Source organism: Pseudoalteromonas sp. SR41-4, from assembly GCF_014163985.1.
In the GTDB taxonomy this organism is placed as follows: Bacteria; Pseudomonadota; Gammaproteobacteria; order Enterobacterales; family Alteromonadaceae; genus Pseudoalteromonas; species Pseudoalteromonas rhizosphaerae.
Genome location: NZ_JACJEI010000001.1, coordinates 271,052 through 285,584, shown reverse-complemented (window position 1 = coordinate 285,584; position 14,533 = coordinate 271,052). Strand labels below are relative to the sequence as shown.

Below are 14,533 nucleotides of genomic sequence, written 5' to 3'. Positions count from 1 at the left end.
GAGTTTTTTAGAGTCAGTTAATTAGTAAGATGCAACAATGCTTACGCCAGAAAATGCATTGTACCCTCTTAGTGTAATGTAATATTTACCGCCTTGTCCTGAGCCTAGGTTACAGCTTTCATTATTACCATTTGCATATGGACGGCAGTCATACACACTAGTTGTAGCTTGTGCGCCTTTACGAACATATAAATCGGCGTCGCCCGTACCTCCAGACATACTAATATTCAACGAAGCATTTGCTGGTACTTCAATGGTGTAGACAAGTTCTTGATTTCGTGCCCCAGAAAGCCCTGTAATTGGCACGCCATTTGTTAAGCAATTGCTGCCACAGCTAGTGCCACCGCCAATTGTGCCAGTTAAACTTACACCACTGTATTGGCTGTAGCCATTGAGCATTACCCACCAATCGCCAGCTTGTGGGTTAGTGAACGTGCAGTTTTCTGTGTTGCCATTTTTATATGGTCTACAGTTGTAGCTACTAGTTGAAGGTTTTTGCCCTACCTGTACATACATATCAACATCGCCTGAACCACCATTGGTATCAAATGATAGCGATTCAGAACCCGCAGGAACAACGAGCTTATAAAAAGTGTTTGTACCTTGAGCGCCTGATACGTTAACGCTTTGTCCATTGGTCAGTTCATTTTCTTCTGGGGGGACAATAATGCCACCTTCTAATGTATAAAGTAACTCATTCGGTGAGCCAGATTTCGCATCAGACACTTTGTTTTTAGTACTTCGTTGGCTGAGCATAGTATCGATTTGTGATGGGCTCAAAGAGGGCGTTTCATCAAGGTATAGTGCAACGGCACCAGCAACATGAGGCGAGGCCATTGAGGTGCCACTGATAGTATTTGTTGATGTATTTGAGTTATACCATGCTGATTTAATACTTGAACCAGGTGCGTAGATATCTAAACAGTTACCATAGTTTGAAAAACTTGAACGACTATCGCTGCTAGTCGTTGAGCCAACAGTTATGGCGTTCGCTGCACGAGCTGGTGAATAATTGCAGGCATTACTATTGTCATTACCCGCAGCTACTACAAAACTTATTCCTGCTGCTACGGCATTGTTTACTGCGTCATCAGTTGCTTGTGAGGCGCCACCGCCTAAACTCATATTTGCAACTGAAGGTCCCGTCGCGTTATTTTTAACCCAGTTAATACCTGCAATAACCCCTGAGTTTGAGCCTGAACCATTACAACCTAGTACGCGCACACCTACGATGTTGACATTTTTAGCAACCCCGTAAGTACCACCACCAATCGTGCCGGCAACATGCGTACCATGTCCATTACAGTCTGTTGCATCTGAGTCGTTATCTATAAAGTCATAACCGTGAGATGCGCGATTGCCGAATTCATTGTGGCTTATACGTACACCTGTATCAATGACATACGCAGTTACGCCAGACCCATCAAAATCATAATAGTAATTTGAATTGAGAGGGAGGTCTTGTTGATCTATGCGGTCTAAGCCCCAGATTGCATTTGGTTGATTTGCGTTTGTTTGTGCCAAAGGGTTAATCGACATCATTTGATCTTGTTCAATGTAGTCAATATTCGGATTGCTAAGCATTTGTTGAATTGTTTTATCTGACGCATTGACAACAACACCGTTTAAAATGCCGCCAAATTCCTGAGCCACATCGATGTTATATAGGTTACTTAAACTCGCTGATTGTGAACTGGCAAAGTCAGCTATTGCATCACTACTTTGAACATTTAAAACGGAGGGAGTTTTAAATACAACGATATATTTACCTTCAATCGCGCGGCTTGTGTCGACGGACATAAGTTCTGCCGCATGAGTTTGCACCGCTGATAAACTGACTAAAACAGCAAAACTTAGAGTACTTAATTTACGCATTGTTTAATCCTTTTTGGATAGTTATTGTTTGAAACGCACTCCAAAAGATAGCTTTAATTAGCAACAAGTAAACATTCTGTTAACTTTAATTTAACTTAAATGTAAAAATATGTAAACAAGTGTAACTGTTTTGGTTTTTTGTAGCCTTATTATGAATCTAACACTTGCTTGCTTTTTAGTGCAATTATTTGAATTTAAGTGTTTTTAATATTGAGCGTATTGTTATTTTTGGCAGGATTATTTTTGAGGATTATTCAAAAGTACTGCGCCACTTTGGGTATCGCCTAAGTAATCGTCTTTATTGTAAATCGGGCACTTTGTCATTGACAGGCAACCGCAGCCGATGCAGCCGTCGACTCTGTCGCGTAGGCGCTGCATAAAAGCAATACGTTCATCAAGTTGTGCTTGCCAGTTTTTTGATAATGCTGACCAATCTTCTTTAGTGGGGGTTCGTTTATCAGGTAAAGTGGCGAGGGTTTGTTTGATTTCCTCAAGAGTAATGCCCATTGCTTGCGCTGCTTTGATGACCGCCACACGGCGCAGTACATCAGGCTTATAACGGCGTTGGTTGCCGTTGTTCCGCCAGCTGCGGATCAAGCCTTTGGTTTCGTAAAAGTGTAGCGCGGAGACTTTTACGCCGCTGCGTTTAGCTACAAAGCCCACAGTTAAATTAGCTTCAACAAGCTTTTTTTGTTGATCGGTCATAGTTTTCTTCTTTTTTATTAAAAATCAATTTTTAAGGTTGACCTCAATCTTACTTGAGGTTTTACGCTCTTTGCAACCATAAAAAAGGAGAAATAAAATGCAAGAAAAACCAATGCATAACACCGCTATTATTTATTCAAGTGGCCGTAAAAACGGTAATACTACGGCGCAAGTTAATGCCTATAGTAAGCAACAAAGCGGCATTGTTTTTTGCTTAGATGATTATGTTATTTCACCTTATCGCTACGATAAGCAGTATCACAATGATGATTTTTATAATTTGTTTGAAGTGTTACTTCGCTACGAACATTGGGTGTTCGCATCGCCTGTGTACTGGTATAACACCACGCCACAAATGAAAGCATTTATGGATAGGATCACAGATTACATGGATGACGAGGCGTTAAAACCGAAGCTTAGAACTTTACGTCAAAAACAGTTTTCACTATTGTCTAATGCCTCATCTCCCTCTGCGCCAGACGCCTTTATAGACATGTTTAAACAAACCTTTAATTATTTAGGAATGACTTTTAAAGCTCATTCACATGTACAGGCTGGTTAAATACGGGTAGGCTAAACAAAAAAGGATGATTTATGAAAACTTCACTTTTAGGCTTTGGCCTTCTTGCAACTAGCTTAACAACGATCGCTGCTGAGCCAACTCCTGTTATCAATGACTTTGGTTATTTTTACAATGTACCAGCTCATGTATCAAACTTAAGCCAAGCGCAGTTTAAAATTGCCTTTGATGTGGGGGATGGTGCAAAACATGGCGAGCAAAATAACCCTATTAATTCGTTAGCGCGCTTTATTAATATGCATGTTGCCCATGGGGTAAAGCCGGAAAACATCCAACTGGCCTTAGTCGTACACGGTAGCGCGAGCGTTGATATGCTGGAAAACAGCGTTTATAAAAGCCGCTTTGATGTTGATAATAAAAACCAGTCTTTGATCACCCAGCTACTTGCTAATAATACGGTTGTGTATGTGTGCGGGCAGTCGGCAATGCATATGAAGGTAGCAGCAGAGCAGCTTATTCCTGGGGTGAAAATGGCGCTTTCTGCAATGACCGCTCATGCGCAGTTACAGCAACAAGGCTACACGCTGAATCCATTTTAAAATGAATATTTTGTGTTTTGGTGATTCGAATACCTTTGGTATTTCTCCTGTTGATGGTAAGCGGTTGGCTGCATGTGAGCGCTGGCCAGGTATACTACAACAATTAGGTGATGGTCATGAGGTTATCGAGGCAGGGCAGCCGAATAGAACCTTAGTGAACAATCCGCCTTTTGATGGTGATAAGTCAGGGATTAAATATTTAAAACCTTACCTTGAAGTGCACACCGTTGACATTGTTATTATTCAGCTTGGAACCAATGATTTAAAAGCACGTTTTGCACTGTCTGCTCTCGATATTGGCAAAGCGCTTGAGGAGTTAATTTTAGCCATTAAAGCCTTTTATCACTGTAAAACAATACCAAAGATAATCATTATAAGCCCGCCCAAGGTTCATGAAGTGGGAAGTTATAAAAGCATTTACGCAGGTGCAGGTAAAAAAGCTGAACAATTATCCATTGAGTTCAAAGCCGCCGCTGAACGTCACACGTGTGAATTTATTGATGCCTTCTTGTTTATTAAGCCTTGTCAGTATGAGGGGGTGCACTGGCCATCTTGTGAACATAAAAAGCTCGCAGATAATTTATATCAGTATATTTTAGAGCAAATAACGTGATACTTCTTTATATGACTTGCCAACTTTTACAATCGTACCTGAGATTAGCTCAATATAGTCATTACTAACTGCAACAACCTTATTTTTATTGATTAAAAATGATTTATGAGTTTGCAAGAATGAGCCATCAAGTTGTACTGAGAGCCGCTTAAGTGTGCTTGTTGCAAGTATCACTTGGTCAGCTAGGTGAACTCTTACATAATTTCCATACGCCTCAATGTATTCAATACTATCTAAGTTGATCTTACGTTTTTCACGGTCAACTTTAAGAATGATGCTTGATTGCGGCTGTGTTGAAAACTGATTCTCACGAATTATAACTTTGTTGAGTGCTTGCTCAAGCCTCTCTGCCGATACGGGCTTTAGCAAATAATCAGTTACATTGAGTTCAAAGCCTTCAAAGGCATACTCTTGATAAGCACTGACTATAATTACTTGCGGTGGTTTAGCGAGCGCTTTGAGTAACTCTAACCCCGATAACTCTGGCATATTGATGTCTAAAAAGACTAAATCGACGTCTAACTTTGCCAAGTCATATAAAGCATCTTTTGCGCTATAGTATTGGCCAACAATATTAATTGTAGGGTGAGCTGCTAAGTGGTGCTGAATTACGAGGTGTGCGAGTGGCTCATCATCGATTATCAATGCGTTTAACATGATGAAAGCTCCAAAGTGAGTGTAGTTTGCCAAATATTATGTTGACTATTTGTAATCAGAGAATAGCTATTTGGGTACAGAAGTTCCAGTCTTCGCTTTAAATTGTTCAGTCCCATGCCAGAATCATTTTGTTGTTTTTGTTGGTGGATGGTGTTTGCGCAATACAGCGTTAGTGTATTGCTACTGACTGTGAGTTCAAAGGTTATTTCTGTTTGCTGTGATGTTGGCTCTACACCATGTTTAATAGCATTTTCTAATATAATAATGAGTAGCAGTGGGGCTATTTTTAATTTACCAGGGTTACTTGGCCAAACAAGGTTAAATTGGCACTTGTCACCACTTCTGATCTGCTGTAATTCGATAAAGTCTTTAAGATAATTAATTTCTTGGGTTAAGAAAACCTGTTGTTTTTGACCTTCGTAGACCGTGTATCGAAGTAAATTGGCAAGTTGCATCACCAACTGCGGTGCATTATCTGATTTAGTGAGTGTTAATGCATATAAGTTATTTAGTGTGTTGAATAAAAAGTGCGGGTTAATTTGTTGTTGTAGTAACGTCAGTTCTGTTTCAGTTTGCTGCTTGGCAATCACATTTAATTTATTATGCTGCTGTTGGCGTTCAAAGGCTAAAATAATTGGCGTGCTAACGCTAAGAAAGAAAAACATAAACTGGTAGTTATACTTACTAAAAAGGCTTCGAGTTCCACTTGGTGTTAAATTTACAACCTCTGTAGGCAGATCATTGATGGGCAGTAAAAGCACACCCGCAGTGAGGGTGGGTGTAAGCAAAGCAATAAAAATTAAACATGCAGCGAGAAAAGTAAACACACCATGGTTTGTTAATATTTGGCGGATCAATATGTATCGGTTAAATAAGTACAAACAAAAAATGATAGCTGTGTATACGCTTAGCTGCCAAAAGTAAGTTAGGAATTGATTAAATTGGGTAAATACTTTGCTTATGTCAAGGATCAGGTCTAAAGGTTGATTTAGCATCGGGTTTGTATGCGTATTAAGTACGCCAGCCATAATTAAAGACCACGATACTAATACTAAAATAACCATATTATCGAGAGATGTTAATGAGTTAAACCACTTTGAAGTTAATGAGTTTTGTGCGCTACTAACTCGCTTTAACATTAGCCAAATAAGACTCGCGAATGCAGAGAGTATCCAGCATTGTGCGTCGAGGTATTGCCAATTAGCAAACGCAGAAGACATTATATTTACCAGGTAGACAAGAGAAGGATACGCAACAAAGCCTAATAGCCACACTACAACTGAGCGTTTAAGTGGCAATTTAAATGCTAAAGCGTGAGCAGCTAAAAAAGGCAAGCACTCTAAAAATAGTTGCCCATTAATTAGCGTGTAGAGCTCGGCTGAGTCTTGCTTTAATGATAGATAGCGAATGTGTGCTTCTAGCATTATTGCAGCAATAACGGGTAGTAAAACAACCACATAATGTAAGTTTAATCGTTGCCACCGCGCTGAAATAGCTGCCTGCATACTACACTCCATGTTCATCGTGCTTAATGATATATGTTATTAAGTTTAAATGAATTACTTCACTTAGTTCAGCAAAATAATGATCAAAGGTCGTTTTTTAATGACAACTGCAAAATATTTGCTTTCATCCTTTAATTCAATGCGTTGATCATTGCTATGTAGCTTATTGTGCGGTGCTTTCTTAATGTGATTATTAATCAATTAAGGAACATAACGATGCTAACACTTACAAATATTAATAAAAAATATGCAGATGGTACCCAAGCATTAAGTGATATATCTATTACTTTACCAACCGGTATGGTGGGATTACTTGGGCCAAATGGGGCGGGTAAATCAAGCTTAATGCGCACGCTTGCGTGTTTGCAAAGCGTTGATACTGGTCAGGTGAACTTTGACGGTTTAGATGTGTTGCAACACCCTGATGAGATGCGCAAGCAGCTTGGCTATTTATCGCAACAATTTGGCGTCTATCCAAATATGAGTTGTATTGCTTTGCTAGAGCACATCGCAATTTTAAAGGGCCTCAATAAAAAAGACCGACAGCAGCAAATAAGTGAGCTCTTGGCGCTATTAAATTTATCTCAGTTTGCAAACAAAAAGGTGAGCCACTTTTCTGGTGGGATGAAACAACGCTTTGGTATTGCTCAAGCGTTGCTAGGCTCTCCTAAGCTGATTATTCTAGATGAACCAACCGCAGGGCTTGACCCTGCAGAGCGTGAAAGTCTCAACAATTTACTCGTAACTATTAGTAAGCAGCGCTTGGTGTTGTTATCTACCCATATTGTTGAAGATATAGAAAATCAGTGTCATTTTGTCGCGATGATCAATCAAGGTCGGTTAATTCAAAGTGGTGAAGTGGCAGCACTCATTAAGCCATTGCATGGTTGTGTATGGCTACTGGAGAGCCTTCCTAGTGTGTTACCGCAAGAGAGCTTTGTATTAAGCCAAAGTTATCGATACGGCAAGCCTTCATTTCGAGTTTATGCCACTACTGCTCCCGCTGAGCGTGCAAGACCTGGCGAAGTGACGCTGCAAGATAGCTATTTTTATGAGTTGAAATTGCGAGGTAGTAACACATGCTACTGATCAACGAACTACATTATGTACTTCGCCAGCCTTTGCTTTGGCTTTGCTTTGTAACTGCCCCTTTATTTGCGTTTACATTGTCATCAGGTTTAGCCGTCGAAGGCAGCGACGCTATAAATCAATTTAAATTACATCTAGTTGCGCTGCAAATGATACAACTAGCTTTACTTACAGGTGCGCTTGCACCGACATTTTTTTTACGTGATCAAATACACAATATGCAAGAGCTGGTGGCAGTGACACCTATCACGTTTAAACAAAGCGCATTGCTACGTGTGGGAACGTTGGTGTTGTGTGTGTTTGTGATTGTGCTTATCAGTATGCTAGTAATGATGGTTATGCAAGTACGCAGCAAAGGGTTTGACTGGCAAATCATTAATCAACTGGCTGTTAATAGTCTTTTTGTGCTGCTTCCTAATAGTTGTTTGCTTGGTGTAATTGCATTCTGGTTTTGTCAAAAATTCAGCAGCCCTCTGGTGAACTATTTTGTATTTGCAGTTTTATGGATTGGCTACTTACTGCTTGCAAGTGTCACGGGTAATCCCATATTGGCGGGAAGTAGTATTATCAGTGAAACTAGTTATCAACTGTTTATATGGTTAGATCCTTTCGCATACACTGCAATTATAGGTAGCTTTGTTGAGCCTCAGGGCTGGGTTATAGCCATTAATCGGGTGCTGATACTGTTACTCACAACCGTTATCTACTTTAGTGCGGCGGCAGCGAGTAATGTGTTTAACTCGTTCAATAAGCGGGTAAAAAATGCAGTGAGCAAGCTACAACCCGTTATAGTAGCAAGTGCCTCGTACCGACCTGTGGCTGCAAAAAACCATGAACTGCCTATATTTATCGCATGCTATAAAGTAGCGCTTTTCAATGTTTTAAAGCATCCAATAACACTGTTAATTTTATTAGCTTGGCCAGCCATGGTGTTTAATAATGTAGCCTCTTCTTCTGCTTATGCTGAGCCATTGAGTGTAATCAGCGCAACCAGCATCGATGCAATTAGTCACTATGCTTTTGATATGCAAATACTGTTTGGGTGTTTGCTGATGGTGCTTTGGAGCTGGCAAATCAGTTGCTATGCACGGCGCTTTAACATGGCTGAGCTAATTGCTGCTACGCCGATCAAAACGGCCACTATTTTATATAGTCAATTATTGGTATTGGCTACCCTGGTTATTATTTTTTCAACGATGAGCTTTGTTGGTGCTTCTTTGTCACAATGGTTTATTCATAGCCAATATGACGCGTACGATCATGTATATGTTCTGTGTTTAACGGCACTGCCCCTAATGATGATTGCATGGGTAACGGTGTGTGTGTTTAATTTGTGTCGTTCAATACTGATTTCAGGGCTGGTTGTTTTTGTAATGCTAATACTCAAATTTACACCAGTTATGACTTATTTAGGATTCACACACACATTTTGGAGCCTAGCTTGGACGCCATTGCAGCCACCGAGTGAATTTTGGGATTATCGGGCCAGTATTAGCAGTTATCGGCCTTATATACAGGTGTGGTTGTTTGCCTGTGTAAGTTTTATATTGCTAACGTGCGTATTTAGTCACCGCGGTGCAGGGCTTGATAGGCGTGCGGTTGTACGAAAAGATGCATGGCTAATAATGCCTGTGTTGCTCTGTGTTGGTTTATTTGTGCAATTACACCTACGTTTAGTTGATGAAAAGCCCCTTACCAATTCACATAAACGTGAAGCGTTTAAAGCCAATTATGAAAAAACCTTTGCAGGCTGGCAGCATAAGTTGCAACCTCAGGTTAGTCATATTGATGCAAAAATTGATTTTTACCCGCATCAACAGTTAGCAAAGTTTGATCTGGCTTACACCTTAAAAAACTCTCATCCAATGGCCATTAAGCAAATTTTAGTCGGCAGAGCTGGGTTTTATAAGTGGGCGAAGGTGAAGATTGCAGGTGCGACACAAATTGCTTTTTATCCTGACTTAAATCAGGCTGTGTATGAGTTTGACGTTGCAATAAAACCACATGAAACACGACAATTAACAACACAATTTGAAGTACATCAAGCGAAATTGTGGCCTGCTGGTGGACATCAAATAATTACGCCTGAATTTAGTTATATTCGAGCAGTTCCGGTGCTGCCAACCATTGGCTATCAAATCAACTATGAGTTAACAGATACAAGCTTACGAGCTCAATATGGTTTGCAACAAAAGTCTCGCCCTTTAGCTTCAGCGTTAGTTACTAAAGGGCAAGATAGACCAGCACACTATGAGCGTATAACGATGTCGAGCACAGTATCAACGGCAACGGGGTACCAAGTTGTGACACAGGGCAAGCAAATTACGCATCAACGTGAACAGGGTCGTGAAATATTTAAGTTTAAAACAGTGTCTGCAATTAATAACTTACCAGCTTGGCTGTCAGTGCCTTTTAATGCTGAAACTAAAAAACATGATGGTGTTACTTTACAAGTATTTGCAAAAAAACAAGAGCCGATTGAGCGTTCAGATGCAATTGCCGTTAACTTTCAAGCAATGATGGACACACTTGATTGGTTTAAAAATAATATTGTTGCGTATAAAGCCAAGCAATTAAGCTTAATTGCAGCTCCCCCATTTGGTGGCACTGGGTATGCTTTACCACAAATTATATTAATTGAGGATAAAGTTGGGTTTAGGGCTCGTCCAAGCGTTGGTGCTGGCTTTGATCAGCGTTATCGCCGTGCAGTGCATGAAACCGCGCATCAGTGGTTTGGCCATGATATAGGTAATAGTGTGCCTGCAGATAGTGCCTTTTTAATGGAATCGATGGCTAAATATATCGAATTAGTCGTGTTAGAAAAACGCTACGGTAAAACCGCTATGAACGCATTAGTTGATTATGAAACAAAGCGTTATGAGCAGGCATCGCGCATGGATATTACCGCTAAAATGGCGTTGATTGATTCAACAAAAAATTATGATCAATACTCAAAAGCCACCATCGTATTTGCAAAACTAAGGGCTAAAGTAGGCGATGAAGCGATAACTAGTGCACTTAAGTCAGTATGGCAAGAGTATGCTTATCCAAATCGGCCTGCGACAGCAATGGATTTTATTCGGACATTGAAACAGCAGGTTGAGGAGCAGCATATTGCATTTATCAATTCGCTGTTTTTAGACGTTTAAGTGAACTAAACGCCACAATTTGCAAACCGTGGCTTGATTTTTATGCTTTGTTTAGTAGCTGGTAAAATGTGCGTAGTTTAAATAGTCTTGATTATTAAACAACCCGCTTTGTAGTTTAATATTACTTAAAGCCGCGTATAATGCGCGGCTTATTTTTAGTGTCTGTATGGTGTTTTTTGAAGTCGATATTCAAACAGTATGGTGTGGTATTTATCTTGTTAAGCTTACTAACGGGCTTAATAGGCGCATTTGTTAATCCACTAATGAGTTTGTTTATTGTTGAAGGCTTACAAAGCCCACCTATATATTTGGGTGTGTACACTACAGGTGTCACTTTGATGGGCATTCTAGGTGGATTGGCCGATAAGGGCGTGAGTGCTAAAAAGATGTTTATGATTGCGGTCTCTGGCATGGGGATGGCGTTAATCATATTCGCTAACGCAACGTCTTTTTGGCAGGTATTTGCTGCCGGAGTACTCTTGCTTTCAATGGGCAATGCCGCGATACCGCAAGTTATGACTATTGCTCGCCAGTGGGCGGATGAGCAAGATCATATTGATATCACCCAGTTTAATACTCGCCTTAGAGCGGCTATTTCATTTACATGGGTCGCAGGCCCGCCGCTTGGCTATTTACTTGCATCAGGAGTTGCCTTTAGTCGCTCATTTTATACCGCAGCTACGTTTGCGTTGTTGGCATTAATTTTTGCAATGAAGTTTTTGCCCAGTGTTAATGCTAACGACAAAGCTAAAAAAGCTGAGCCAAATCAGCCGATCAATCAATCGTTTTGGGCTTTAGGTGCTGCTATAACCTTTGGCTCAATTGGCAATATTATGTACGCCAGTGCCTTACCGCTTTATACAATTAATGAACTGGGCTTTGCCAATAATATGCCTGGAATATTTATGGGCATGGTGGCATTAATCGAGATCCCTGTGATGTTGTATAGCGCAAAGCTCAGTAAACGCATCACTAAAACAGGCTTGTTAGGTTTTGCTTTTAGTTGCGCTATTTTGTTCTATATTGGCGTATTTTTTTCCGATCAAGTATGGCAATTCTTTGTACTGCAAGGTGTAAATGCTATTTTTTATGGGATCTTTGCGGGTATCGGCTTGACTATTTTGCAAGAGCAACTGCCATCACGAATTGGTTTTACCTCTGCTTTTTATGGCAATGCCATTAAAGTAGGGGTCATGCTTGGCACTGCCAGTACCGGTTTAATTGCGCAGTGGTTTAGTTTTCGTTTTGCCACTCTAGGCTCGCTTATTGCGGCAAGCATTGCTATGACTTTTTTAATAATATTTAGTTATTTAAAGCGCCAAGAGAGCGAGTCGCAAGAGCCGATTTTTGCTCAAAACGTGATTTAAAAAAGCCGCAGTGTATTAACCACCACGGCTTTGGGTATTGATCCAGGGAGATGGGGGTTAGAATTCGTAGCTTACGCTTAAGCGTGTTGTACGAGGCATAATGTAACGGCCATTGGGCGCGTCAGCATTACGTGGGTCGCCTTCGGTAATACCTTGCTCGTTGGTTAAGTTATCAATTGCTAATTGCAGTTTGATCCCTTCCATTGGCTCAAGGATAAAACCTAAGTCAACTTTTTCGTAGCCATCAAGTGTCACGGTGTTTTCATTATTACCAAAGCGGTCATCTACTGCTGACAAAGTACCATAGAGTGTGGCGTACATGCCGTCTACTTCAAAGTCATAGCTTGGTGTTACACGTACTTGCCATTTAGGCTGGCGCTGTGCTTCATTGCCTTTATTTTCTGGACTTTCAGTGATTTCGGTTTGTTGTAATGTGGTATTTAAATTAACAGAAAAGCCAGATTCATGATTAAAGTTGTAATCAAGTTCAACACCATACGCTTCGTTGGTTAAAATTTCAGCTGGCACACCCGGGCGACTTACAAAGGTATCGCCTTTGACTTCGTTGGTAAATAAAGTGGCAAAAAAGTCAGTGCTTTGAGTGATCAGTTTATAGCCAAGTTCAGCTTGAGTGACTTCTTTAATTAGTTTTTCACCCCCTTGGTATGCGCCAAAATTATCTCTAAAGTCATCAAAATATGGCATTTTATAACCACGGTTAACGCGAGCAAATACGCCCATGTCATCATTAATTGAATAGTTTAAACCGGTTGTCCATGAGGTTTTACTTTCATCGTAATCAACAGCTTTAGTGATAATACCGTCAAGGTCTTCATCAACACTGTACTGCACATCATGGTTTTCTTTACGTACACCTAAATCAAGTGTAAATGCATCTGCAAATTTATATTGGCCTGTAAAGTAAAGGGCATTGGTGCGTGCATCGCCTGTTGAGCTGATATCGTAATTAAAACCACACCCATCAGTGTTTTGGTTACATTCAATACCATTTAATAATTCACCACCGGCTTCCAGCACATGATACGCCGTATTACCTAAGCTCCACCAATCGCTCGCAGATGTGCTTGCTGTGTAATAACCAAAAGTGGCTGATACGTCACCAAATTGTTTTGAAAAAGCTAAGTCGTTAGTAAACGAGCTTATTTCTTTTAATACTACCCAGCGACCCAGCTGCTGAATCGCGGTGTCACTAGCGTATTCGGTGTCAGTCACCGCACCAAATGCAGTTTGGCCATTGTCGGCCACTTCACCAACCGTCGTTGCTGAGCCATTGGGTACTAGACCAAATGTATTAGCATCGCCTTTGGTAATGTTAAAACGATCAATAAATTGCCAGCCATTATCAAATTCAAGTTTAATACTACCGCCGGATACATCGCCATCCCATCCTCGGCCATCACCTAGGTCAATGTCGTGTGCTTGCGCATTTGGGCCGGTAAAAATCGTCGCTTGACGGTTAAGTGTGCCAAGTTGGGTATATTCAGCATCAATGCCATTAACATTGAGTGGTGTTGGTAAGTACCATGCGCCATGATCGTCTGTTTGACGGGTATAAAAGTTAAGCTCGCCATTCTCTAACTCTTTAGTTATGTTAATTGTAAATTGGCTGCCTTTTTCAGAAGTAAAGCCTGCATCACGAATACCCGGTGAGCTTTTAACATAGCCGCCTACCATAAAATATAGGTCGTCGCTGATTTCACCACTTACTACAGCATCAACACGTTGCAAATCGTAATCAGAGGTGGTGTATTTAAATAAGCCTTGGGTATCTTCGCTGCCACGCTTTAAACGAAAGTTAGTGGTTAAGCCCGGCTGGCCGTTAGAAACCACTGGGTTTGGACCACCACGTAATGCTTCCATGGTTTCAATGGTTTCGTCGATTCTAAATAATGATGAGTTTTCTAAAAACGATAATGTTGGTGCTGGGTAAATAGGAGAACCTTCAAGGCTTAGGGTTAAAAATGGCGCATCACCACCACCAGGAAAACCACGAACAAATACATTAGCGCCAGATTCACCACCCGAGCTTTCAACCCACACACCGGGAACTGCTTTAAATAAGTCCGCAGTACTTTTTGGTGATAGTTTAATTATTTGCTCAGCATCAATATTTGTCACAGCATAGCTGGCATCAATTTTACGAACGCCCATACCTGCAGGTGTACCAGAAACTACAATGCGTTCAACTTTTTTATCTGTGGTTGTTTGCGCGCTTGTTGCTGGTTGATCTGCAAGCACGGTTTGACTGGATAGCGCTAAAATAATAGCGCAAGCAAGTTTGCTTGGTGTGTGTGTTGTTGTCATGTTGGTATTCCCATTTTTTGTTCGTTATTTAAAAAACTATAAATAACAAAGCACTAACTAATTTAATGAAATGTTAATGCTGTGTTCTTTTAAACCTTAGAACTTTATGCAAACGTTTGCAATTATTTT

The 14,533-nt window shown here is 40.6% G+C and carries 11 protein-coding genes; 6 read left to right on the top strand and 5 right to left on the bottom strand.

Annotated features, from left to right (window positions below; translation table 11 throughout):
* Window positions 1-21 precede the first annotated feature (21 nt).
* The gene (locus H5180_RS01060; protein WP_145234556.1) at window positions 22-1,875 is read right to left on the bottom strand and encodes a S8 family serine peptidase; all 1,854 of its coding nucleotides are present in this window, start codon (window positions 1,873-1,875) and stop codon (window positions 22-24) included.
* A gap of 237 nt (window positions 1,876-2,112) precedes the next feature.
* Complete coding sequence (gene soxR / locus H5180_RS01055) at window positions 2,113-2,580, bottom strand: redox-sensitive transcriptional activator SoxR (protein ID WP_145234554.1); 468 nt, start codon at window positions 2,578-2,580, stop codon at window positions 2,113-2,115.
* Between the two features lie 97 nt (window positions 2,581-2,677).
* Here soxR and H5180_RS01050 point away from each other — a divergent pair, with 97 nt between their 5' ends.
* Genes H5180_RS01050 through H5180_RS01040 form a run of 3 tightly spaced genes read left to right on the top strand, consistent with a single transcriptional unit; the run spans window position 2,678 to window position 4,312 of the window.
* Complete coding sequence (locus tag H5180_RS01050; RefSeq protein WP_145234552.1) at window positions 2,678-3,142, top strand: flavodoxin family protein; 465 nt, start codon at window positions 2,678-2,680, stop codon at window positions 3,140-3,142.
* 32 nt (window positions 3,143-3,174) lie between these two features.
* Entirely contained in the window at window positions 3,175-3,699 is a 525-nt protein-coding gene (locus tag H5180_RS01045) for a DsrE family protein (RefSeq protein WP_182757485.1), read from the top strand.
* 1 nt (window position 3,700) lies between these two features.
* Window positions 3,701-4,312, top strand: a complete 612-nt coding sequence (locus tag H5180_RS01040; RefSeq protein ID WP_182757484.1) for a GDSL-type esterase/lipase family protein — start codon at window positions 3,701-3,703, stop codon at window positions 4,310-4,312.
* Here H5180_RS01040 and H5180_RS01035 read toward each other — a convergent pair.
* Both H5180_RS01035 and H5180_RS01030 read right to left on the bottom strand, forming a co-directional pair.
* Entirely contained in the window at window positions 4,295-4,969 is a 675-nt protein-coding gene (locus tag H5180_RS01035; protein ID WP_182757483.1) for a LytTR family DNA-binding domain-containing protein, read from the bottom strand. The genes H5180_RS01040 and H5180_RS01035 overlap by 18 nt on opposite strands.
* Window positions 4,963-6,474, bottom strand: coding sequence for a sensor histidine kinase (locus H5180_RS01030; protein WP_182757482.1), 1,512 nt, complete (start codon window positions 6,472-6,474; stop codon window positions 4,963-4,965). The genes H5180_RS01035 and H5180_RS01030 overlap by 7 nt, the downstream gene beginning before the upstream one ends.
* A 216-nt stretch (window positions 6,475-6,690) precedes the next feature.
* Here H5180_RS01030 and H5180_RS01025 point away from each other — a divergent pair, with 216 nt between their 5' ends.
* The 3 genes from H5180_RS01025 to H5180_RS01015 all read left to right on the top strand — a co-directional run bounded on the left by H5180_RS01025 (window position 6,691) and on the right by H5180_RS01015 (window position 12,079).
* Window positions 6,691-7,563 carry an ABC transporter ATP-binding protein gene (locus H5180_RS01025; protein WP_182757481.1) on the top strand — a complete coding sequence of 291 codons (873 nt, stop codon included), beginning with the start codon at window positions 6,691-6,693 and terminating at the stop codon, window positions 7,561-7,563.
* A complete protein-coding gene (locus H5180_RS01020; RefSeq protein ID WP_182757480.1) occupies window positions 7,554-10,712 on the top strand; it encodes a M1 family aminopeptidase in 3,159 nt (1,052 codons plus the stop codon). Before H5180_RS01025 ends, H5180_RS01020 begins: the two co-directional genes overlap by 10 nt.
* Window positions 10,713-10,888: 176 nt before the next feature.
* A complete protein-coding gene (locus tag H5180_RS01015) occupies window positions 10,889-12,079 on the top strand; it encodes a sugar efflux transporter (protein ID WP_259399510.1) in 1,191 nt (396 codons plus the stop codon).
* Between the two features lie 57 nt (window positions 12,080-12,136).
* On the opposite strand, the gene H5180_RS01010 is transcribed toward H5180_RS01015, so the two are convergent.
* On the bottom strand, window positions 12,137-14,404 hold the full coding sequence (locus tag H5180_RS01010; RefSeq protein WP_182757479.1) for a TonB-dependent receptor: 2,268 nt from the start codon (window positions 14,402-14,404) through the stop codon (window positions 12,137-12,139).
* Window positions 14,405-14,533 lie beyond the last annotated feature (129 nt).

Excerpts from the sequence above, each read along its gene's own strand:
- H5180_RS01010 (WP_182757479.1), bottom strand. The coding sequence starts at position 14,404 with ATGACAACAACACACACACCAAGCAAACTTGCTTGCGCTATTATTTTA.
- H5180_RS01060 (WP_145234556.1), bottom strand. The coding sequence starts at position 1,875 with ATGCGTAAATTAAGTACTCTAAGTTTTGCTGTTTTAGTCAGTTTATCA.
- H5180_RS01050 (WP_145234552.1), top strand. The coding sequence starts at position 2,678 with ATGCAAGAAAAACCAATGCATAACACCGCTATTATTTATTCAAGTGGC.
- soxR (WP_145234554.1), bottom strand. The coding sequence starts at position 2,580 with ATGACCGATCAACAAAAAAAGCTTGTTGAAGCTAATTTAACTGTGGGC.
- H5180_RS01025 (WP_182757481.1), top strand. The coding sequence starts at position 6,691 with ATGCTAACACTTACAAATATTAATAAAAAATATGCAGATGGTACCCAA.
- H5180_RS01035 (WP_182757483.1), bottom strand. The coding sequence starts at position 4,969 with ATGTTAAACGCATTGATAATCGATGATGAGCCACTCGCACACCTCGTA.
- H5180_RS01040 (WP_182757484.1), top strand. The coding sequence starts at position 3,701 with ATGAATATTTTGTGTTTTGGTGATTCGAATACCTTTGGTATTTCTCCT.
- H5180_RS01030 (WP_182757482.1), bottom strand. The coding sequence starts at position 6,474 with ATGCAGGCAGCTATTTCAGCGCGGTGGCAACGATTAAACTTACATTAT.
- H5180_RS01020 (WP_182757480.1), top strand. The coding sequence starts at position 7,554 with ATGCTACTGATCAACGAACTACATTATGTACTTCGCCAGCCTTTGCTT.
- H5180_RS01045 (WP_182757485.1), top strand. The coding sequence starts at position 3,175 with ATGAAAACTTCACTTTTAGGCTTTGGCCTTCTTGCAACTAGCTTAACA.